This is a genomic window from Pseudomonas borbori, assembly GCF_900115555.1.
In the GTDB taxonomy this organism is placed as follows: domain Bacteria; phylum Pseudomonadota; class Gammaproteobacteria; order Pseudomonadales; family Pseudomonadaceae; genus Aquipseudomonas; species Aquipseudomonas borbori.
The window spans coordinates 148,555-169,292 of record NZ_FOWX01000009.1; the positions used below are offsets into that span (position 1 = coordinate 148,555).

Sequence of the window (20,738 nt, forward strand, 5' to 3'; positions counted from 1 at the left end):
AGGCGCCCCCGCCGTTCCTACGGACTGGACATTCCCCCTGTGGAAGCCCGTTGCGTGCGGATACACCTGTCGAAGATTGATCTGGGTCATGGCGGATAGTGGTTGTGCAGTGAAGAATGGTTGAGAAACTAAATGACATTCACTACTATTTTGTCTTTCGACTCACCTTCGCTCAAGAGGCAGTATCCATGCAGGTAAGCAAGCGTTTGTTCGCCGCTCTCACCCTCAGTGCTCTGGCTGGCGCCGTCCAGGCTGCCGATGAAGTGGTGGTCTACTCCGCCCGTATCGATGAGCTGATCAAGCCGGTCTTCGATGCCTACACCGCCAAGACCGGTGTCGAGGTGAAGTTCATCTCCGACAAGGAAGCGCCGCTGCTGGCCCGTCTGAAGGCCGAAGGCGAGAACACTCCGGCCGACATGCTGATCACCGTGGATGCCGGCAACCTCTGGCAGGCCGAGCAGGAAGGTGTGCTGAAGAAGCTGGACTCCAAGGTCATCGAGAGCAACATTCCCGCTCAGTATCGCTCCAGCACCGGCGCCTGGACCGGCCTGTCGCTGCGTGCGCGGACCATCGTCTACTCCACCGAGCGGGTCAAGCCTGCGGAACTGTCGACCTACGAAGCCCTGGCCGACAAGAATTGGGAAGGCCGCCTGTGCCTGCGTACCAGCAAGAAGGTCTATAACCAGTCGCTGACCGCCACCCTGATCGAGACCCACGGCGCCGAAAAAGCCGAGACGCTGATCAAGGGTTGGATCGCCAATCTGGCCACCGATGTATTCCCGGACGATACCGCGCTGATCCAGGCGATCGATGCCGGCCAGTGCGATGTCGGCATGGTCAACACCTACTACTTCGGTCGCCTGCACAAGCAGCAGCCGGATCTGAAAGCCAAGCTGTTCTGGCCGAACCAGGCCGACCGTGGCGTGCATGTCAACCTGTCCGGCGCCGGTGTCACCGCGCACGCGCCGCATGCCGAGGCCGCCCAGAAGCTGCTGGAGTGGATGACCACCGAGGAAGCCCAGGGCCTGTTCGCCAGCCTGAACCAGGAATTCCCGGCCAACCCGCAGATCGCGCCGTCCGCCGAAGTGGCCGCCTGGGGCAGCTTCAAGGCCGACAGCATTCCGTTGGAAGTGGCCGGCAAGCGTCAGGCCGAAGCGACCATGCTGATGGATCGCGCCGGCTGGAATTGAGGCGGGCGGAGCCCGCCAGCGGCAAGTGGAAAGCCACAAGCTGCAAGTAAGAGCGAAAGGCTTGATGGTAGGAGGTCACCCCTCACACTGATTCGCTTGCAGCTTGCAGGGGGGAGGCCACCCGCCTTGCAGCTTGCAGTTATACTCCACGCCCCGGCTTAGTCCGGGGCGTTGTGTTTCTGCCGTCGAGAAAATAGTTTCGAGGATTCTGCGTGGCCCATCCTGCCCAGCGTCGCTGGTATCCCATCGCCTTTGCCGTTGCCCTGCTGGTGTTGCTGCCGCTCAGCGTGCTGTTGTTCAGCTGGCATGAGGTGGATCGACAGATCTGGGCGCACCTGTGGCAAACCCAGTTGCCGCGCCTGATCGGCAATACCCTGGTGCTGGTAATCGGGGTCGGGGTCGGGGTCACCGCGCTCGGCGTCAGCCTGGCCTGGCTGACCAGCCTCTGCGAGTTTCCCGGGCGCCGCTGGCTGGATTGGGCGCTGATGCTGCCCTTCGCCATTCCGGCCTATGTGCTGGCCTTCGTCTTCGTCGGCCTGCTGGATTTCGCCGGGCCGGTGCAAACCCTGCTGCGCGACTGGTTTGGCGCCGGCTTGCGGTTGCCGCGGGTGCGTTCCACCGGCGGGGTGATCATCGTCCTGGTGCTGGTGTTCTACCCCTATGTCTACCTGCTGGCGCGCAATGCCTTCCTGGCCCAGGGCAAGGGTCTGATGGAGGCGGCGCGGGTGCTCGGGCAGAGCCCCTGGCAGGCGTTCTGGCGGGTGGCCCTGCCGATGGCGCGGCCGGCCATCGGTGCCGGCCTGGCGCTGGCGATCATGGAGACCCTGGCCGATTTCGGTGCGGTCTCGGTGTTCAATTTCGACACCTTCACCACCGCCATCTACAAGACCTGGTACGGCTTCTACAGTCTGACCAGCGCCACCCAGCTGGCCAGCCTGCTGTTGCTCGCGGTGATGCTGGTGCTCTATGGCGAGCGGCGTGCCCGCGGTGCGGTGCGTCCGGCCAACGAACGGCCGCGGGTCAAGGCGCTCTATCACCTCAAGGGTGGCCAGGCACTGGCCGCCAGCACCTGGTGCGGCCTGGTGTTCGCCTGTGGTTTCGTGATTCCCGTGCTGCAGTTGCTGGTGTGGTTCTGGCAGCGCGGCCGTTTCGATCTGGACGAGCGCTACACCGCCCTGATTCTGCACACCGTCTACCTCGGCGGCATGGCCGCGCTGATCACCGTCTGCGTGGCCTTGCTGCTGGCCTTCGCCCGCCGCCAAACGCCGACCCGGTTGATGCGCGGGGCGGTCAGCCTGGCCAATCTCGGCTATGCCTTGCCGGGCTCGATGCTGGCGGTGGCAATCATGCTGGCCTTCAGCGTGCTCGACCGCGAACTGGTGATGCCGCTGTCCGGTTGGCTCGGCGGCGCGGGCAAGCCGATCCTGCTCGGCAGTCTGTCGGCCTTGCTCCTAGCCTACCTGATTCGCTTCATGGCGGTGGCCTACGGGCCGCTGGAGAACAGCCTGGCGCGGATCCGCCCGTCGTTGCCGGAAGCCTCGCGCAGCCTGGGGGTCGGCGGCATCGGCCTGTTCTTGCGGGTCTACCTGCCGCTGCTGGTGCCGGGAGCGCTGTCGGCGGCGCTGCTGGTGTTCGTCGATGTGCTCAAGGAAATGCCGGCAACCCTGCTGATGCGTCCCTTCGGCTGGGGCACCCTGTCGGTGCGGGTGTTCGAGTTGACCAGCGAGGGCGAGTGGGCGCGCGCCGCGTTGCCGGCCCTGACCCTGGTGCTGGTCGGGTTGTTACCGGTGATCCTGCTGATCCGCCGTTCGGCGCGCAGGATCGGCTAGGAAGTGAGGGCAGTGGGGTTGCAGGGGTGAGGAATGGGGTTGTGCTGGCCCAGCGGGCCGGGCACGCTCCTCCATCTCCATCTCCATCTCCATCTCCATCTCCATCTCCATCTCCATCCCCCTGGGCGAAAGGCTATGGCTGATGGTCGGGATGACCCGCCGCGGTCTTGCGGCTACAATGCGCGCCATTCGCTGCGGCGCGTCATTTCGACGGCCCGTGCCAGTGCCCTGATGCAACGGGTCCAGCCGGGTTCAGCTACTTGCCCGCAGCTCTGCCAAGCCCGGAAGGAGATACCCATGGGACAGCGCACCCCTCTCTATGACCTGCACCTCGCCCTGGGCGCCAAGATGGTCGACTTCGGTGGCTGGGACATGCCGCTGCACTATGGCTCGCAAGTCGAGGAGCACCACCAGGTGCGTCGCGACTGCGGGGTCTTCGACGTTTCCCACATGTGCGTGGTCGATGTTGGCGGCAGTCAGGCCAAGGCCTACCTGCAGCACCTGCTGGCCAATGACGTGGAGCGTCTGCATGTTTCCGGCAAGGCCCTATACAGCGCCATGCTCAACGAGCAGGGTGGGGTGATCGACGACCTGATCGTCTACCTCACCGACTTTGCCGAGGGGCGGAGCGGCTATCGCCTGGTGGTCAATGCCGCCAACCGGGACAAGGATCTGGCCTGGATGCGTCAACAGAGCGGCGCCTTTGCCGTCGAGCTGAATGAGCGCAGCGAACTGGCCATGCTCGCGATCCAGGGGCCGCATGCCCGCGCCAAGACCTGCGAATTGGTGACCCAGGCCCGCGCGGCCCTGATCCATGAGCTCAAGCCGTTCCAGGGGCTGGCGGAAGGCGACTGGTTTGTCGCCCGCACCGGCTACACCGGCGAGGATGGCCTGGAAATCGTGTTGCCGGCCGATCAGGCCGTCGAATTCTTCAATGACCTGGTTGGCGCCGGCATCTCGCCGATTGGCCTAGGTGCGCGCGATACCTTGCGTCTGGAGGCCGGGATGAATCTGTATGGCCAGGACATGGACGAGCAGGTCACGCCGCTGGCGGCCAACATGGCCTGGAGCATCGCCTGGGCCCCGGCCGCTCGTCAGTTTGTCGGGCGCAGGGTGCTCGAAGAGCTGAAGAGCGCTGGTATCCAGTCCAAGCTGGTCGGTCTGGTGCTGGAGGAACGTGGTGTGCTGCGCGCCCATCAGGTGGTGCGGGTCGACGGTGTGGGCGAGGGTGAGATCACCAGCGGCAGCTTCTCCCCGACCCTGGGCAAGTCCATCGCTCTGGCGCGTGTGCCGACAGCCACTGGCGAACGCGCTGAGGTGGAAATCCGTGGCAAATGGTACCCGGTCAGGGTGGTCAAACCGATGTTCGTCCGCCACGGCAAGGCCCTGATCTGAGCCCCGGCTGCAGGCTGTGCGGCCGCTGCCGCGCCAAGCCTGCAACCCGGATGGACCCGGGGGCGTACCGAGATGTTTTCAACGACTGTCTGTCGCTATGGCCAACCCCTGCTAAATTCTCCTGACGGCGCGGTCGCCGTCATGTCTTACGAGGAACGACACATGAGCACTATCCCCGCCGATCTGCGTTACGCCACCAGCCACGAATGGGCCCGCCTGGAAGCCGATGGCACGGTCACCGTCGGTATTTCCGATCACGCCCAGGAAGCCCTGGGCGACGTGGTCTTCATCGAGCTGCCGGAAGTCGGCAAGACCCTGGCGGCCGGTCAGGAGGCCGGGGTCGTGGAATCGGTCAAGGCAGCATCCGATATCTACACGCCGGTGGGCGGCGAAGTGATCGCGATCAACCAGGATCTGGCCGACAGCCCCGAGAGCGTCAACAGCGACCCCTACGGCAGCTGGTTCTTCAAGCTCAAGCCAAGCGATGCCAGCGAACTGGACAAGCTGCTCGATGCGGCCGCCTATGAGGCGACTGCCGACGCCGACGCCTGATCGGACCGTGCCAGACTGGTCTCGCCTGGCCGGTTTGGCGCGCAGGGGCTGTGTTTGCCCAGCGGACAGAGCCTCGCGGTGTCGAGGTTTTGTCATGTATGCCCATGCCCATCCAGCCCGTGCCTGTTCACCGCCATGGTGAACGGGAGAGGCGCGGTTCCTGCTAAGGTAGATACCCGCCCTTCTCCCTGTCTGACCGATTGATTGCCCATGCCCGAACTGCCCGAAGTCGAAACCACCCGCCGCGGCATCGCGCCCTTTCTCGAAGGTCAGCGGGTTAGCCAGGTGATAGTGCGCGAGCGTCGTCTGCGCTGGCCGATTCCCGAGGATCTGGATGTGCGCCTGTCCGGCCAGCGCATCGAGTGTGTCGAGCGGCGCGCCAAGTACCTGCTGATCAAGGCCGAGACCGGCAGCCTGATCAGTCACCTGGGCATGTCCGGCAGCCTGCGTCTGGTCGAGTGCGGCCTGCCGGCGGCCAAGCACGAGCATGTGGATATCGAGCTGGAATCCGGCCTGGCCCTGCGCTACACCGACCCGCGGCGTTTCGGCGCGCTGCTCTGGTGCGCCGACCCCTTGCAGCATGTGCTGCTCAGCAAGCTCGGTCCCGAACCTTTGACCGAGTCGTTCGACGGCGAGCGTCTGTACCGGCAGTCGCGTGGCCGCTCGATGGCGGTCAAGCCCTTCATCATGGACAATGCCGTGGTGGTCGGGGTCGGCAATATCTATGCGAGCGAAGCGCTGTTCGCCGCCGGCATCGACCCGCGCCGCGAAGCCGGTTCGATTTCCCGGGCGCGCTACATGACCCTGGCCGAGCAGATCAAACGCATCCTCGCCTATGCCATCGAGCGCGGCGGCACCACCCTGCGTGACTTCGTCGGCGGTGACGGCCAGCCGGGCTATTTCCAGCAGGAGCTGTTCGTCTACGGGCGCGGCGGCGAGTTCTGCAAGAACTGCGGCAGCACCCTGCGCGAGCTCAAGCTGGGGCAGCGCGCCAGTGTCTATTGCCCGCGCTGCCAGCGCTGATCGAGGTCGGCAAATTCCCGCGCACCTGCGGTGCCTCTAGCCCGAAAAACTCGAGCACGCTTTTCATGGCGATTGATGGGCGTCACGCTGACAATTTCAAGAGCGCTGTTATAGTTACTGGCACCGCCTCCTAATCGTTGAAGGATCGCCCGATGAAACTGTTTCGCTCGACCGCTGTTGTCCTGGCGCTGACCACTGGCTTGCTGGCGCTGCCGGCACAGGCGCAAGTGGTGCAAAACTCCAGTGGCGATCCGTTGTACACCGCCAATGCGCCCAAGGCGTTTTCGATGGTCGGCGACCTGGTGATCGCCCGGCCGTTGCTGATTGGCGCTACCGCCATCGGTGCTGTGGCCTTTGTGGTCAGTCTGCCGTTCACCGCTTTGGGCGGGAATGTCGGTGAGGCGGCTCAGGCGTTGGTGGTCGAACCGGGCAAGGCGGCCTTCGTGCGCTGCCTGGGTTGTACGACCAGCGGCTACAACAAAGACTGACCTAGCTGTATGCCTGACCCTGGCCGCAATCTTCGGCATCGATTGCGATCGCTCAGCTGGATATTCCTGTTTGTCCTGTTGGCCCTGAGCTTCTGGTTCAGTGCCGGCTGGCTGGGCCTGTGCGCAGGCCTGGCGCTGTTCCTGTTCGGCATGCAGTGCCTGGAGGAAGGCTTGCGCCAACTGGCCGGCGGCAAGCTGGAACGCCTGCTGGCGCTGAGCACCGCCACGCCCTTCAAAAGCCTGATGTTCGGCGTGAGCGCCACCATGCTGGTGCAGTCCAGTTCGCTGGTGTCGCTGCTGACCATCGCCTTCCTCAGTACCGGCCTGATCCAACTGGCGGCGGGGATCGCCATCCTGTTTGGCGCCAACCTGGGCACCACCAGCGGTATCTGGCTGCTGGCCCTGGCCGGGCAGAACGTCAGTCTCGGCCCTCTGGCGTTGCCCCTGCTGGTGTTTGGCGTGCTCGGCGGTTTCATCGGCCCGCGCGGGCCGGCTGTCGGTCGCGTGGTGCTCGGCGTGGCGTTCCTGTTTCTTGGCATCGAGCAGATGAAGGCCGGCTTCTCCAGTGTGGCCGGCGACTTCGATCCCCTGCACTACCAGATGCCCGGCATTGCCGGCCATCTGCTGTTTACCGGCGTCGGCTTGCTGATCACGGTCCTGCTGCAGTCCAGCCATGCCACCCTGATGCTCACCCTGACTGCTCTGGCTGGCGGCCAACTGGCCCTGGAGCAGGGCTTGGCGATCGCCATCGGCTCGAATATGGGCAGCACGGTAACGGCGGTGATCGGCGCCCTGGGCGGAGCCCGCGCCGGGCAACGCCTGGCCCTGGCCCATGTGTTGTTCAATCTGACCACCGGTGTTCTGGCCCTCGCTTTGTTGACGCCGTTGGCTCTGCTGGTGCAGTGGCTGGCGACGCCGCTGGGGCTGGGCGGCAACCTGCTGATTCAGTTGGCACTGTTCCATACGCTGTTCAATGCCATGGGCGTGAGCCTGTTCTGGCCGATGCAGGGTTGGCTGGCGGCTTTGCTGCAACGCTGGCTACCCGAGCGCGAAGAACCCCGGGTGCTGATCACCGAGGTGGCCGCGCCTGCGACTGAGCCGACCCGCGCCCGTTACCTGGACGACAGCGCCCTGGCCAGTGCCGATAGCGCGGCCCAGGCGGTGGTGCTGGAGTTGCAGCACCTGGCTCGTCTCAGTCTGGAGGTGATCTGCCACGCCCTCTATGTGCCGGTGGATCAGCTCGAGCACAGCCGTCAGGACGAGCGCCTGCTGAGCGCCCGCCCCGATTCGCGGGCACTGGATGCGGAGCAGCTCTACCAGCGGCATATCAAAGGCGTGTACAGCGACTTGCTGAGTTTCATGAGTCGCCTGGAAGTCAGCCTCGATGAGGCGCATCAGCACTTCTGGGTCAGCTGCCAGCTGGCGGCGTTGCAACTGGTGGACGCGGTGAAAGATGCCAAGCATCTGCAGAAGAATCTCGGGCGCTACCTGCGTCAGGACGACAGCGGCGCCCGCCAGACCTATGTCGAGCTGCGCCGCCACCTGCTTGGCGTGCTCCACGAGGTGCGCGAACTGGGCCGGCTCGAGCTGCCCGATACGCTCTGGGACGAGCGCCTGCGGCAGTTCGACGAGGGGGCGGCAGCCTTCGACAGTGCCTTCCGCGAGCGTCTGTTCGCCGCCGTGCGCGAGCGCCGTCTGGATGGCCAGCAGGCCAGCTCGTTGATGAATGACCTGGGCTATGTCAGCCGCATCACCCAGAGCCTGCGCAACGTGCTGCTGCTCGGTCAGGGTGACGGTAACGAGCTGTTCCGGCCGCTGCGCCAGCTGGTGGCCGAGGACGGCCCGCTGATCCAGCTGGATTGAGCTTGCGGCATTATCGGCGGCTCATGCCGGCTTCCTGTCGGCGTGCGCGGCTAATCTTTGCGGGGCGATCCGGCATGCGTGCTGCGCTCCTGTTGGCCCGGCGTAACCACCGCGCTGGTGCCGACGCCGCGGGGGTCGCTGGCGGCCTCGACCCGGTTGTCCGACTTGTCCCAGAACAGCACCTGCTGGTTGCCGTAACTGCGCTGCAGGGCTTTGAGTCGATGGCCGCGGGCTTGCAAGGCAGCGATTTGCGCCGGGCTGAAGGTGTCCGGTTCGTGTTCGATCAGGTCCGGGCGGTATTGGTGGTGATAGCGGGCGACGCTCGGCCAGCGGGCAATCGGTTGACCATCGAGGTATTCGAGCATCGCCAGCAGCACCATGCTCGGGATGCGGCTGCCGCCGGGTGTGCCGAAGCTGGCGAATTGCTCGGCACTTTCGATAAAGCTCGGACTCATGCTCGACAACGGGCGCTTGCCGGCGGCGATGGCATTGGCCTGACTGCCGGCCAGGCCGTAGGCGTTGGCACCCCGGACATCGGCGGCGAAGTCGTCCATCTCGTCGTTGAGCAGCACGCCGGTGCCGGGCACGGTGAAGGCGGCGCCGAACGGCAGGTTGATCGACAAGGTGGCGGCCACCGCATTGCCGTCGGCATCGAGCACCGAGAAGTGGGTGGTGTGATCGCCTTCGTGCCAGCCGCCGGCGGGTGGCAGGCTGGCACTGGGCGTGGCTTGGTCCGGGTCGATGCTGGCGGCCAGTTGCTTGATGTAGGCGGGTGCGAGCAGCTTGTTCAGCGGGTTGGCGACGAAGTCCGGGTCGCCGAGCAGGCCGCGGTCGCGGTAGGCGCGGCGCAGCGTTTCGACGACCAGGTGGGTGCGTTGCACCGGCCCGGCCTGGCGCCAGGGCAGTTGCTGCAAGATCAGCAGGCTCTGCGCCAGGGCCAGACCGCCAGCCGAGGGCGGCGGCGCGCCGATCAGCTCGCGACCCTCGGCCAGGGGCACGCGCACGGGTTGCCGTTCGACGATGCGGTACTCGGCCAGATCGCGCAGGGTCCAGATGCCGCCGGCGGCACGCACGCCAGCGACCAGCTTGTCGGCGATCTCGCCGGCGTAGAAGCCGGCATGGCCACCGCGGGCCAGGTGTTCCAGGGTGTTGGCCAGTTCCGGCTGGCGCAGCAGGTCGAACTCTGCGGGGATTTCGCCGTCTTCATCGAGGAAAATTCGCGCGCTTTGCGGGTCGTCGCGCAGAGCGGCCAAACGCCAGTTGGCCCGCTCGCGGTAGACCCGGTCGATGCCGACGCCGTCGCGGGCCAGGCGAATCGCCGGGGCCAGGGAGTCGCGCAGCGGCAACCGGCCGAAGCGTTCGGCCAGCAGCACCAGGGCGGCGGGCAGGCCGGGGATGGCGGCGGCCAGCGGCCCGTTCAGCGACAGCGGCGGCTGTACCTCGCCGTCGCGCCGGTAGAGGTCGACGTGAGCCGCCAGGGGCGCCCGCTCGCGGGCGTCGAGAAAGCGGTAGGTCGGTTGCTCGCCGGCCTCGCGCAGGAGGAAGAAACCGCCGCCGCCCAGGCCCGAGCTGTAAGGCTCGGCCACCGCCAGGGCGGCGCTGATGGCGACCGCCGCATCGAAGGCGTTGCCGCCCATGGCCAGGGTTTCCTGGCCGGCGACGGTGGCGGCGGGGTGGGCGCTGGCGATGGCGGCCTGGTTGGGCGCTGCGTGGGCCAGCAGGCTGCAGCCCAGCAGCAGGATGATGGGGAGGGCGAGTCTCTGCAACATGGGGCGATCTGTACCGTGCTTCGGGGAAGCCGAAGCTTAGCAGCGATTGGCCGGTCGGTCCGTGAAAGGCGCCTTTCAGGCCTTGCCGGTGATGATCAGGTACTTCTCCATCAGCTCGTCCTTGCTCTCGACATGGTTCGCGTCGAGCGGAATGCAATCCACGGGGCAGACTTGCTGGCACTGCGGCTCGTCGTAGTGGCCGACGCACTCGGTGCACAGGTTGGGGTCGATCACGTAGATCTCTTCACCCTGGGAGATCGCGCCGTTCGGGCACTCGGGTTCGCAGACGTCGCAGTTGATGCAGTCGTCGGTGATGATCAGGGACATGGGCTAAACGCTCCTGTCGCAGCCTTCGGCAACGACATTCTCAGACAACAATGGCAGACAGCGATGGGCGAATTGTGCCGGATTGTTGAGACGGGCGCCATGTGTGGGCGGCTGTAGGAGCAGGCCATGCCTGCGAACCGGCGCTGCTCGCGATACCGATCGCACGCATGGGCTAGGCGCCCCCGCGGCTCCCACAGGGGGCGCTCAGCGCTTGAAGCGCTCGTTCAGGGCGTCGGCCACGGCAGGGTGGACGAATTTGCAGATATCGCCGCCGAGCGCGGCGATCTCGCGCACCAGGGTCGAGGAGATATAGGAGTATTTTTCCGACGGAGTGAGAAACAGGCTTTCCACGTTCGGCGCCAGTTGGCGGTTCATGTTGGCCAGCTGGAACTCGTATTCAAAGTCCGAGACCGCGCGCAGGCCGCGCAAGAACACATTAGCGCCTTGCTCCTTGGCGAAGTGCGCGAGCAGGGTGGAGAAACCCATCACCTCGACATTCGGCAGGTGCTTGGTCACCTCGCGGGCCAGTGCGACCCGTTGCTCGAGGGGGAACAGCGGGTTCTTCTTCGGACTGGCGGCCACCGCGATGATGACGCTGTCGAACAGACGCGCGGCGCGTTCGACCAGATCGCCATGGCCCTTGGTGATGGGGTCGAAGGTGCCCGGGTATAACACTCGATTCATCGTGACGTCCTGGCGAGTCCGTTGGGGAAGCGGATGGTAGCGCAGCGCCGCACCTCGGCCAAGTCAGGCGTTGCAACGGCGGGCTTTCCGGCGCCCGTCAAGGCGCCGCTATCAGGCGTTCTTGAGGCGTTCGGCCAGCTTGGTAGCCAGCTTCGCGGTCAGGCCGTAGATCGACAATTGCGGGTTGGCACCGATGCTGGTGGGGAACAGCGAGCCGTCGTGAATCGACAGGTTCTCCAGCTGGTGGTGGCGGCCGAGGCTGTCGCAGACCGCCTGGCGCGGGTCTTCGCCCATGGCGCAGCCGCCCATCACGTGGGCGCTGCCCAGGCGGGTGCGATAGATTTCCAGGCCGAGGCCGTCGATCAGGCGCCTGGCCTCGCCCAGGGTTTTCACGTAACCGGCGTCGGCATGCAGCGGCAACACCGCCTTGGCCCCGGCGGCGAACTGGATCTCGGCCATGCTGTGGAAGGCCCGGCGCACACCGTCCCAGGTGTAATCGGTCATTTGGTAGTCGAGCACCGGACTGCCGTCGCCACGCAGTTCGACCTTGCCCTCGGCGCTGTGCGGGTGGAAGCCGTCGCGCAGCAGGGCCAGCATCACGTTGGTATGCGGCAGCTGCTCCATGCGCAGGGCGTTATCGATGCCGAAGCGGCCGAGCAGGGTGGCGGTCAGGGCCGGCTGCAGCGGCGGCACTTCCAGCTTGTAGGACAGGCGCCCGGTGGTGCCGTCGTCCCACTGGAAATGATCGGAGTAGATCGACTGCGGCGCGCCGTAGAAGGGGTTGATCACCTGCTCGAACTGCGCGGCGGAGAAGTTCACCAGGTGCAGGTAAGTGCGCTTGCCGCTGCGCCGGTGCGGATCGGGGGCGTTCGAGCGCAGCAGCAGGCCAGGGGTGTTGATGCCGCCGCCCGCCAATACATAGTGCTTGGCCTTGACCCGGATCTTGCGCCCGTTGGGCGCCACGCTGCGTTCGTCCATACCCAGGCATTCGATGCCGCTGACCCGCTCGCCGTCGATCAGCAGACGCTCGGCGCGTGCCAGATACAGCAGCTCGCCGCCTTTTTCCAGGGTCGCCGGAATGGTCGTGACCAGCATCGACTGCTTGGCGTTGGTCGGGCAGCCCAGGCCGCAATAGCCGAGGTTCCAGCAGCCGCGCACGTTGCGCGGGATCACCTTGGAGCTGTAGCCGAGCTTGTCGCAGCCGCTGCGGATCACCTGGTTGTTGGCGTTGGGCGGCACGGCCCAGGGCGCGACGCCCAGGCGCTGCTCCATGCGCTCGAACCAGGGCGCCATGTCTTCGGGGCTGTGGCCGATGACGCCGTGCTCGCTGGCCCAGTGCTGCAGGGTCTGCTCGGGGGTACGGAAGCTCGAGGTCCAGTTGATCAGGGTGGTGCCGCCCACCGCGCGGCCCTGCATGATGGTGATGGCGCCGTCCTTGCTTATGCGGCCGATGCCTTCCTGATAGAGACTGGCGTAGGACTCGGCCTCGAGCATCTTGAAGTCGTCGCTGGTCTTCAGCGGGCCTTCCTCGATCAGCAGCACCTTGAAACCGGCGGCGCTGAGGATCTCCGCCGTGGTGCCGCCGCCCGCGCCGCTGCCGACGATGGCGACATCGGCTTGCAGGGTCAGGTCGTGGTCCAGGCGCGAGCCGTCATGGGTTTTCCAGCCGCGGGCCAGGCCTTGCTTGAACATGTCGGGTACGGGCATTGCGGGCTCTCTTTCTTGTTCTGGCCGGCTTGGCGGCTGGGTAATGGGTAGCGCTGCACTTAACCCATCGGTTCCTTGTAACGGTGTCCCCATGGCCTGTTGGGTTCGGCTATCGCCACTGAGGGTGGAATGGGCTGTGCCCGTAGGGTGCGCCGTGCGCACCAGAATTACCCTCAGTCGGTGCGCGCGGCGCACCCTACGCATGGCGGTCCTGGCACCGGCCGACGCGCAGCCAGCCGTCAGACCGTTGGTGGCCCGGGGTAACCGCAGTGGGCCCATGACTCCGCGCGGCCGTACCAGCTCATCATCACCAGTTGCAGCAGCGAGGCATGGCCCATCTGCAACAGGCCGATGGAGCTGTTCTGCCAGCGTTCGAGAAAGGCCCGCACATCGGCCGCCGAGGCGTGCTGCCAGCTGCTCCAGATGCCGGTCAACGGCCCGCGGGTGAGCGGCAGGGCCAGTACATCGAACAGCTGTACGGTGAGCCCCCGCATTTCCGGCGAGACATGATTAAGGCTGTAGTCCAGGCTTTCCAGGGTGCCGTGAACCGCCCCGGCCATCTGCGCAGGCTGTACCGCGCCTGCGAGCATGACCGGGATCAATGCCCGCAGGAAGGGTAGGTCGGACTCGCGCAGCACGGCAAAGCCGGCTTTTGGGCTGCTGGCCGAGCAGCCGCTGAGGCTGGCGGCCAGCCCGGCGCCGGCGAGCAGGGCCGAGCCGAACAGGCCGACCTTGAGCAGGCCACGGCGTGACAGTTGTGACGAATCAAGCGTGGTGTTGTGCATTTATCGTTATCACCAAGACAGGGATGTTTAGCGCACGAACAGCTTGTAGACCAGCTTGTGCAGGGTCTTGCCATAGGGCGGGTAGATCAGCTTGGCGGCGTTGAAGCGCTGCTTGATCAGCACGCCCTTGGCCTTGCTGAAGGTCAGGAAACCCTCGTGGCCGTGATAATGGCCCATGCCGGACGGGCCGATGCCGCCGAACGGCAGGTCGTCCTGGGCCACGTGCAGCAGAGTGTCGTTGAGGCACACACCGCCGGAGTGGGTTTCATCCAGCACGCGCTGCTGCTCGCGTTTGTCGTAACCGAAGTAGTACAGCGCCAGCGGCCGGGCGCGCCGGTTGATATAGGCGAAGGCATCTTCCAGCTTGTCGTAGGGCACGATCGGCAGCAGCGGGCCGAAGATCTCATCCTGCATGACCGTCATCTCGTCCGCGACATTCAGCAGCACAGCGTGCGGCATGCGCCGACCCTGGGCCTCGGGGTACAGCGCGATGATGGTCGCGCCCTTGCTCTCGGCGTCCTGCAGGTAGCCGTTGAGGCGCTGCTGCTGGCGCTCGTTGATGATCGCGGTGTAGTCGGGGTTGTCCGCCAGTTGCGGGTAGAAGTTCAGCACGGCCTGGCGGTAGGCCTCGACGAAACCCTCCACGCGGTCTTTCGGCACCAGCACGTAGTCCGGCGCCACGCAGGTCTGCCCGGCATTCATGGTCTTGCCGAAGGCGATGCGCTCGGCGGCATCGCTCAGCGGCACATCGGCGGAGACGATGGCCGGCGACTTGCCGCCCAATTCCAGGGTTACCGGGGTCAGGTTCTCGGCGGCGGCGCGCATCACCTGTTTGCCGATGCTGGTGGCGCCGGTGAACAGCAGGTGGTCGAACGGCAGCCTGGAGAAGGCCATGCCGACTTCCGCTTCGCCCAGCACCACGGCCACCAGATCCTCGGGGAACACCTTGGCCAGCAGCTCCTTGAGCAGCTGCGAGGTGGCCGGGGTGGATTCGCTCATCTTGATCATCACCCGGTTGCCGGCCGCCAGCGCGCCGACCAGCGGGCCGATGGCGAGGAACAGCGGGTAGTTCCACGGCACTATGACCCCGACTACGCCCAGCGGCTGGTAGATCACCTTGGCCGAGGCGGGCATGAACTGCAGGCCGACGTTGCGCCGCGAGGGCTTCATCCACTGCTTCAGGCGTTTGGCCGCGTAATGGATGCCGTGCAGGCTGGGCATCAGTTCGGCGATCAGGGTTTCGTCGGCTGAGCGGTTGCTGAAGTCCCGGGAAATCGCCTGGATCAGCGCTTCGCGCTCGGCGCTCAGCAGCTCGCTCAGGACCTTGAGCCACTGCAGGCGTTGCTCAGCGGGCGGCATGGGGTTGGCCTGGAAGGCCGCGCGCTGCAGGGCGAAGCTGGTTTCCAGCTGGCTGATTTGGTCCTGGCCGTGTTGCAGGCTCTGCTCCAGGTGGGCGGTGTCGGCGGGCATGGCGATTTCCTCGATGTTCCAGCGTTGCAGTCCTGCCCGTGCGGTGCGGGTGCTGCGAAAAGGTGTGCTGGATTTTTAGAGCAATTACTCTAATATGTCAAATGAGATGAGGATTGAAGGCTTGGCGTGCGGCCATGCGGCTAGCGCCGCAGGCGCTTCAGCCTGTACCTTTGCCGGGCTTTTGAGTCGAGATCGAGCAGTCATGGCCATTCCACCGAAAACCCGCGAGCGCATCATCCAGGCCAGCCTCGAGCTGTTCAACGCCCAGGGCGAGCGCAGCGTCACCACCAACCACATCGCCGCGCACCTGGGCATTTCGCCGGGCAACCTCTACTACCACTTCCGCAACAAGCAGGCGATCATCGCCGAGCTGTTCGGCCAGTACGAAGGCCATGTCGACGGCTTCCTGCGCCTGCCGCCCGAGCGGCCGCTGACCATAGACGACAAGACCTTCTACCTGGAGGCGCTGCTCGCGGCCATGTGGCACTACCGCTTCCTGCACCGAGACCTGGAGCACCTGCTCGACAGCGATGCCGAGCTGGCCGGGCGTTACCGGCTGTTCGCCCGGCGCTGCCTGCAGGGTGCGCAAGACATCTACCAGGGCTTCGTCGAGGCCGGCATCCTGTTGATGAACCCGGCGCAGATCGAGGCGCTGACGCTCAATGCCTGGATCATCATGACCTCCTGGGTGCGCTTCCTCTGTACGACCAGCGGCCAGCCCGGCGAGCTCAGCGAAGCGATGTTGCGCCGCGGCATCTACCAGGTGCTGGTGCTGGAGGGTGGCTATATCGCGCCGCCGGCGCGCGAGGCGGTGGAGGCCTTGTATTGGAAACTACATGTGCCGCTGGAGCAGGTGATCTGAAGCGTAATGGCCGAGTGGTGGAAACCGCGAAGCGTTTTCCACCACTCGGCAGCTGGATCGGGTAGGTGATGAGTCATTACACCCCCTGCTAATGGTGGGCAGCTGCGCGTTGTCCATCCTACGGATTGCCTGCGTCAGCCGGCGTCTGCGCTGCCAGCCACTGCGGAATCCGCCGTTCCAGGTAATAGCCGGGCTGGCGCAGCGAGCCGTCGATGAAGCCGACATGGCCGCCGTGGGTGTGCAGCTCGAACTCGATGTGCGGTGACAGTTCGGCGGGTTCCGGCAGGCTGTGGCGGAACACGAAGGGGTCGTCGGCGGCCTGGATGATCAGGGTCGGGGTCGCGATGCGGCCGAGGAAATAGCGGCTGGAGGAGCGCTTGTAGTAGTCCTGGGCATCGCTGAAACCGTGCAGCGGCGCGGTGAAGCGGCCGTCGAAGTCCCAGAAGGTGCGCATGCCTTCCAGCGGTCCGAGGTTTTCCAGGGTGGCCAGGCGGTCGGCCATGCCTTTATGGGCGAACAGGCGCTGCTTGGTCTTCACGTAGGCGACCATCTGGTTCATGAAATGCGCCTGATAGATCCGCGAGAAGCCCAGGCCGAGACGATCCGCGCTCTGGTCCAGGCGAAACGGTACCGACACCGCCGCGGCGCCCTGTATCTGGCTGTCGCCGCCGGTTTCGCCGAGGTACTTGAGCAGCACGTTGCCGCCCAGGGAATAGCCGACGACATACAGCGGGGTCAGCGGCCGTTGTGCGCGCAGGTGGCGCACCGTCTCGGCCAGGTCGTCGCTGGCGCCGGAGTGGTAGCCGCGCGCCAGCAGGTTGGGTTCGCCCGAGCAGCCGCGCCAGTTCAACGCCACGCTGGCCCAGCCGCGTGTGGCCAGGGCCTGCTGCAGGCCGAGCACATAGTGCGAGTCGGACGAACCGGTCAGGCCGTGCAGCACCAGCACCAGGGACGCCTCGGCATCATGCGGGCCGTGCCAGTCGAGGTCGAGAAAGTCGCCGTCCGCAAGCCACAGGCGCTCGCGTCGGCGCTGCAGTTGCGGCGGCTTGCGGCACAGCGAAGTCCACAGGGTCTGCAGGTGCGGGCCGGGCAACCACCAGGCGGGTTTGAAGGGCGGGGTCATAGATGTATTCAAGACCAATCGCCGCCGTTTTCATCCACCCGGCTGGCCGGATGGATGAATGGGCGGTGCCTCAGCCGGTCTGCGCGCTGCGCTGCCACAGCGCGTAATACACCTGGCCGGCCTTCTGTTCGCGGTGCAGGCGCCAGTTGCCGGGCAGGCCGAGGCCTGAGGGCGGGTTTTCGCTTTCCGTGTAGACCCAGGCATCCGCGGCCAGCCAGCCGTGTTGCTCCAGCAGGTTGCAGGCCGGCAGGAGCAGATTCTGGCTGAACGGCGGGTCGAGAAACACCAGGTCGAACGGTGTGGCGGCCTGGCTCTGCAGGTAGACCAGAGCATCGCTTTGCAGCAACTGGCCGTTGTCGCAGTGCAGGGTCAGCAGGTGGCTGCGCAGGCTGGCGATGGCGCCGGGGTTGAGGTCCAGGGCCAGGGCGCTGCCGGCGCCGCGCGACAGCGCCTCGAGGAACAGCGCGCCGCTGCCGGCGAACAGGTCGAGTACCCTGGCGCCCTCGACGTAGGGCGCCAGCCAGTTGAACAGGGTCTCGCGCACGCGGTTGGGCGTGGGGCGCAGGCCGGCGGCCATGGGGAAGTTGAACTGGCGCGAACGCCATTGCCCGCCGATGATCCGCAGTTGGCCGTCGCCGCCGTGGGCCGTTGCCGCTTTGTTGGGCTTGCGCATCAGTGCTCCGGTACGGCAGAAGGTTGTTCGACGGGTTTGTCGCTGGGCGGCGGCAGCTCCTGCTGCGCCACCGTCGGCCCGGCGCTGACGATGACCAGGGCCTCCGGGTCGAGGTGCTTGGCCATGGCGGCCTTGACCTGCTCGACGCCGAGGGCCTGCACCTCGCGCATGAAGTCTTCCAGGTGGCTCAGGGGCAGGTCGTAGAAGCCCATGGAGCCGAGCTGGCCGACGATCGCGGCGTTGCTCGCGGTGGACAGCGGGAAGCTGCCGGCCAGCTCGCGCTTGGCATTGTCCAGTTCCTCCTGGGTCGGGCCGCTGGCCAGGTAGTCGCGCAGCAGGTCCTTGATCAGTTGCAGGGTGCCGGCGCTGAGTTCGGCGCGGGTCTGCAGGTTGATCATGAACGGGCCGCGCACCTGCATGGCGCTGAAGCCGGAGTAGACGCCGTAGGTCAGGCCGCGCTTTTCGCGCACCTCGCTCATCAGGCGGGTGCCGAAGCCGCCGCCGCCGAAGATCTGATTGCCCAGAAAGAGGGCGGCGTAGTCCGGATCGCGCCTGTCGATGCCGAGCTGGGCGATCATCAGGTGGGTCTGGTTGGACGGGAACTCGATATGGCTGGCGCCGGCCTGCGGCACGTCGGGCTGGGCGATGATGGGCAGGGCCGGGCCTGCTGGCAGTGCGGCGGAAACCTCTGCCGTGAGTGCTTCGGCTTCGGCCCGCGAGAGGTCGCCGACCAGCGCGATCACCGCGTTGCCGGCGGCGTAGGCCTTGGCATGGAAGGCTTGCAGCTGCTCGCGGCTAATTGTCGGGACGGAGCCTTCATTGCCTTCACTGGGGTGGGCGTAGGGGTGCTCGCCATAGAGCCGCTCGAACAGTTGCAGGCTGGCCAGTTTGCCGGGGTTCTGCTTCTGGTATTCGAAGCCGGCCAGCAGCTGGTTCTTGATCCGTGCCAGGGCGTCTTCGGGAAAAGTCGGCTGGCCGATCACCTGGTTGAACAGCTGCAGGGCCGGCTCGCGTTTATCCGCTGCACTGAGGCTGCGCAGGCTGGCCACCGCCATGTCGCGGTAGGCGCCATTGCCGAACTCGGCGCCCAGGCTTTCGAAACCGGCGGCGATGGCGCCGACGTCCTTGCCCGGCACACCTTCGTTGAGCATGGCGTTGGTCAGCATGGCCAGCCCTTGTACGCCGTCATCCTGGCTGCTGCCGGCAGCGAACGTCAGGCGCAGGTCGAGCATTGGCAACTCGCGTGCCTCGACGAACAGCACCTTGGCGCCCTCGGCGGTTTGCCAGGTCTGGATCTCCAGATTGCGCCGGCTCGGCGCCTGGCCGTTGATTTCGGTGAGCGACTCGATCTTCGCGCTGTCCGCCGGCACAGCTTGTGTGGCGGGGGCGTCCGGGCGCCTGACCACCAGCAGCAGCAGCGCCAGCAATATCAGTACCGCCAGGCCGAGCAGGCCGTAGCGCAAACCATTGCGCTCACTCATCATGCTTCTCCTCGGGTAGGACATGGGCGACGCTCAGGCGGTCGCGGGTAAAGAAGGTTTTCGCTGCGCTCTGGATATCGGCCGGGGTGACCGCTTCCAGCTCGGCCAGCTCCTGGTCCATCAGCGTCCAGGACAGGCCGACGGTCTCCAGTTGGCCGATGGCGGTGGCCTGGCTGGTGATCGAGTCGCGCTCATAGACCAGGCCGGCGATGACCTGGGCGCGTACCCGGGCCAGCTCCTCGGCAGAGGGCGGGTTCTGCTGCAGGTCCTGCAGCTCGCGCCACAGGCCGGCTTCGGCTTGCGCCAGGGTCTTGCCGGTTTGCACATTGGGCGTGGCGGACAGCACGAACAGGCTGTCGCCGCGCGGGTGGGCGTCGTACCAGGCGGAAGCTCCGGAGACCAGTTCCTCGCCACGCTCCAGGCGCGTCGGCAGGCGGGCGCTGTAGCCGCCATCGAGCAGGGTGGCGATCAGGCGCAAGGCATGCACCTGGCGCGGCTGCTCGGCGGTGGCCAGGCCCGGTACGTTGAAGCCCAGCATCAGGCTCGGCAGCTGGGTTTTCAGGTGCAGGGTGATCCGCCGTTCGCCCGGTGCAGCCAGTTCGCGCGGGGCTTTCGTCGGTGGTACGGCGCGCTTGGGGATGTCGCCAAAATAGCGTTCGGCCAGTACCTTGACCTCGCTGGCGCTGACATCGCCGACCACCACCAGGGTGGCGTTGTTCGGCGCGTACCAGGCTTGATACCAGGCGCGCAGTTCCTCGACGGTCATGCGCTCGAGGTCGGCCATCCAGCCGATGGTCGGGGTGTGGTAACCGCTGGCGGGGAAGGCCATGGCCTTGAAGCGTTCGTAGGCCAGGTTCGCGGGTTTGTCGTCGGTGCGCAGGCGCCGCTCTTCCTTGATCACCTCGATCTCGCGGGCGAATTCCTCGGCCGGCAGCTTGAGGCTGGCCAGGCGATCAGCTTCCAGCTCCAGGGCCACGGCCAGGCGGTCGCGGGCCAGCACCTGGTAATAGGCGGTGTAGTCGTCGCTGGTGAAGGCGTTCTCCTCGGCGCCCAGCTCGCGCAGGATGCGCGAGGCTTCACCGGGGCCGAGCTTGCGGCTGCCCTTGAACATCATGTGCTCGAGGGCGTGGGACAGGCCGGTCTGGCCGGGCGTCTCGTAGCTGGAGCCGACCCTGTACCAGAGTTGGGAGACCACCACCGGCGCGCGGTGATCCTCGCGGACGATGACCTTGAGGCCGTTGTCCAGGCTGAATTCATGGGTCGGCTGGGGCTCCGCGGCCGTAGCCAGCAGCGGCAGGCCGATGGTGGCGAGCAACAGGATTGCGGCGCGTAGAAGGATCATGTGCATGGGAATGAGGTCACCGTGATGGGCTGCGTGCGTCGCCGGGTATGTCGCTGACAAGCTGCAGGAGAACCTTGGGCTTGGAGTAGTCGAGGGATTCTAGCGGCAAGCGGCTATTAACAGAACCTTGAGACTCCGCAGGCCTGCCGTCGTTCCTTGCTCCGGGAGCGCGCAT

18 protein-coding genes are annotated in these 20,738 nt (G+C 66.0%); 8 read left to right on the top strand and 10 right to left on the bottom strand.

The window, feature by feature from the left end:
- Nucleotides 1-188 precede the first annotated feature (188 nt).
- The 7 genes from BM315_RS09130 (at nt 189) to BM315_RS09160 (ending at nt 8,340) form a co-directional block, all read left to right on the top strand.
- Nucleotides 189-1,190, top strand: coding sequence for an extracellular solute-binding protein (locus BM315_RS09130; protein WP_090500066.1), 1,002 nt, complete (start codon nt 189-191; stop codon nt 1,188-1,190).
- 212 nt (nt 1,191-1,402) lie between these two features.
- Entirely contained in the window at nt 1,403-3,019 is a 1,617-nt protein-coding gene (locus tag BM315_RS09135; RefSeq protein WP_090500069.1) for an ABC transporter permease, read from the top strand.
- Nucleotides 3,020-3,316: 297 nt separating this feature from the next.
- On the top strand, nt 3,317-4,414 hold the full coding sequence (gene gcvT, locus BM315_RS09140) for a glycine cleavage system aminomethyltransferase GcvT (protein ID WP_090500071.1): 1,098 nt from the start codon (nt 3,317-3,319) through the stop codon (nt 4,412-4,414).
- 162 nt (nt 4,415-4,576) lie between these two features.
- Nucleotides 4,577-4,966, top strand: coding sequence for a glycine cleavage system protein GcvH (gene gcvH, locus BM315_RS09145; protein ID WP_090500073.1), 390 nt, complete (start codon nt 4,577-4,579; stop codon nt 4,964-4,966).
- A 210-nt stretch (nt 4,967-5,176) separates the two neighbouring features.
- Complete coding sequence (gene mutM / locus BM315_RS09150; protein ID WP_090500075.1) at nt 5,177-5,989, top strand: bifunctional DNA-formamidopyrimidine glycosylase/DNA-(apurinic or apyrimidinic site) lyase; 813 nt, start codon at nt 5,177-5,179, stop codon at nt 5,987-5,989.
- 152 nt (nt 5,990-6,141) lie between these two features.
- Nucleotides 6,142-6,477: a multidrug transporter gene (locus BM315_RS09155; RefSeq protein ID WP_090500077.1), complete on the top strand. Its 336-nt coding sequence runs from the start codon at nt 6,142-6,144 to the stop codon at nt 6,475-6,477.
- A gap of 42 nt (nt 6,478-6,519) precedes the next feature.
- Nucleotides 6,520-8,340, top strand: a complete 1,821-nt coding sequence (locus tag BM315_RS09160; RefSeq protein WP_244527278.1) for a Na/Pi cotransporter family protein — start codon at nt 6,520-6,522, stop codon at nt 8,338-8,340.
- Between the two features lie 50 nt (nt 8,341-8,390).
- Here the strand turns inward: BM315_RS09160 and ggt are convergent, their stop codons facing one another.
- The 6 genes from ggt to BM315_RS09190 all read right to left on the bottom strand — a co-directional run bounded on the left by ggt (nt 8,391) and on the right by BM315_RS09190 (nt 15,082).
- Nucleotides 8,391-10,109, bottom strand: coding sequence for a gamma-glutamyltransferase (gene ggt / locus BM315_RS09165; protein WP_090500082.1), 1,719 nt, complete (start codon nt 10,107-10,109; stop codon nt 8,391-8,393).
- A gap of 75 nt (nt 10,110-10,184) precedes the next feature.
- On the bottom strand, nt 10,185-10,436 hold the full coding sequence (locus BM315_RS09170; RefSeq protein ID WP_090500084.1) for a YfhL family 4Fe-4S dicluster ferredoxin: 252 nt from the start codon (nt 10,434-10,436) through the stop codon (nt 10,185-10,187).
- Between the two features lie 204 nt (nt 10,437-10,640).
- Nucleotides 10,641-11,120, bottom strand: a complete 480-nt coding sequence (coaD, locus tag BM315_RS09175; protein ID WP_090500086.1) for a pantetheine-phosphate adenylyltransferase — start codon at nt 11,118-11,120, stop codon at nt 10,641-10,643.
- A 111-nt stretch (nt 11,121-11,231) separates the two neighbouring features.
- A complete protein-coding gene (locus BM315_RS09180; RefSeq protein WP_090500088.1) occupies nt 11,232-12,827 on the bottom strand; it encodes a GMC family oxidoreductase in 1,596 nt (531 codons plus the stop codon).
- Nucleotides 12,828-13,066: 239 nt separating this feature from the next.
- Nucleotides 13,067-13,612: a twin-arginine translocation pathway signal protein gene (locus tag BM315_RS09185; RefSeq protein WP_090500090.1), complete on the bottom strand. Its 546-nt coding sequence runs from the start codon at nt 13,610-13,612 to the stop codon at nt 13,067-13,069.
- 27 nt (nt 13,613-13,639) lie between these two features.
- Nucleotides 13,640-15,082 (bottom strand): coniferyl aldehyde dehydrogenase, encoded by a 1,443-nt coding sequence (locus BM315_RS09190; RefSeq protein WP_090500092.1) that lies wholly within the window; start codon nt 15,080-15,082, stop codon nt 13,640-13,642.
- Nucleotides 15,083-15,284: 202 nt separating this feature from the next.
- On the opposite strand from BM315_RS09190, the gene BM315_RS09195 reads away from it, so the two are divergent.
- On the top strand, nt 15,285-15,944 hold the full coding sequence (locus tag BM315_RS09195) for a TetR/AcrR family transcriptional regulator (RefSeq protein ID WP_090500094.1): 660 nt from the start codon (nt 15,285-15,287) through the stop codon (nt 15,942-15,944).
- 118 nt (nt 15,945-16,062) lie between these two features.
- On the opposite strand, the gene BM315_RS09200 is transcribed toward BM315_RS09195, so the two are convergent.
- From BM315_RS09200 to BM315_RS09215, 4 genes are all read right to left on the bottom strand, one after another.
- Nucleotides 16,063-17,067, bottom strand: coding sequence for a hydrolase (locus tag BM315_RS09200; protein ID WP_090500098.1), 1,005 nt, complete (start codon nt 17,065-17,067; stop codon nt 16,063-16,065).
- 70 nt (nt 17,068-17,137) lie between these two features.
- Nucleotides 17,138-17,740 carry a 16S rRNA (guanine(966)-N(2))-methyltransferase RsmD gene (gene rsmD, locus BM315_RS09205; RefSeq protein WP_090500100.1) on the bottom strand — a complete coding sequence of 201 codons (603 nt, stop codon included), beginning with the start codon at nt 17,738-17,740 and terminating at the stop codon, nt 17,138-17,140.
- Nucleotides 17,740-19,221, bottom strand: coding sequence for a M16 family metallopeptidase (locus BM315_RS09210; RefSeq protein WP_244527279.1), 1,482 nt, complete (start codon nt 19,219-19,221; stop codon nt 17,740-17,742). The genes rsmD and BM315_RS09210 overlap by 1 nt, the downstream gene beginning before the upstream one ends.
- A complete protein-coding gene (locus BM315_RS09215; RefSeq protein ID WP_090500105.1) occupies nt 19,214-20,569 on the bottom strand; it encodes a M16 family metallopeptidase in 1,356 nt (451 codons plus the stop codon). The genes BM315_RS09210 and BM315_RS09215 overlap by 8 nt, the downstream gene beginning before the upstream one ends.
- Nucleotides 20,570-20,738: the final 169 nt, after the last annotated feature.